1 protein-coding gene is annotated in these 959 nt (G+C 27.6%); it reads left to right on the top strand.

Features of this window, described 5'->3' with window-relative positions; translation table 11 throughout:
• Window positions 1–45 precede the first annotated feature (45 nt).
• Window positions 46–959 (top strand): hypothetical protein (locus ELQ16_RS09765; RefSeq protein ID WP_208335102.1); only part of this gene is annotated, 914 nt, incomplete at its 3' end.

Here is a 959-nt window from a genome sequence, read left to right as displayed (position 1 = left end):
AATACAATGAAACAGTTCTGCCTACAGAATTAGAGTGTTGCTATAATGAATTTAAATACTATCAAAAAAAGAAATAATGAAATAGCAACACTAGGTTGTGCTGTCAGTTATCAGCTTCAAGTATTGTGGCAAAATAGCCCTAAGATAGACACTATACAAAACTATCAACTCCCTATAAAACAAACTAAACCAAACAATCCCCAAGTAGAACAAAGACTAAAAGAAATACAAAATTTCTTACAAAGTAAAGGTATAGAACCCCTTATTTTACACTACACTCCTTATCCAAACAACACACAAACCCAAGAGATGAAAAGACTAAGGCAAAATTCAGAGCGTTTTTCTCGCCATGTAGATAATAAAACAAATGAAGTAAGAGAAGAAAAGCGTTCTATTAAATTTTACACTACACTAGATTGGGATAAGTTTTATTCTCATTTCCCTATAATAAAAAGACTAAGTAAAAAATTTCATACAAAAGAAGACATATACACTCAAAATTTTGCAAACCAAATAGAAAAAATTTTAAGAAAAACTCATAATATTTTAACATTAAAAAATTTGCCCCAAGGAGAATATAAATTTGATTTTGCAATCGATATAAAAGAAAATCGAAGTGACAAAAATGAAGAATCTTATATCATCATTAAAGAAGATGATGAAATGCCAAAAGATTATAAACGCGTTTTAGCTTGCAAACCTTATGAGCTTGATACTTTAAATTGTCAATATATAGGTGTGGACGATGATGAATTTTTACAGCAAGCTTTACAAATTATAGATATTAATATTAAACAACAATTTGATATAGATTTTGCAACAAAAACTTTAATTAAAAATGCAACAATTCCAAATAAAATTTATTTTACATATAAAGATTATTATCATGCAATGCAAGATTTATCCCTTTATGCTTGCAGCGGTAAATTTTCTTTTAATTTTGTTCCTTCGAAATTAAG

The organism is Campylobacter sp. US33a (genome assembly GCF_004378855.1).
Taxonomy (GTDB): Bacteria; Campylobacterota; Campylobacteria; order Campylobacterales; family Campylobacteraceae; genus Campylobacter_D.
Note: the sequence above shows the minus strand (reverse complement) of the source record. Positions and strands in the feature narration are given on the sequence as shown.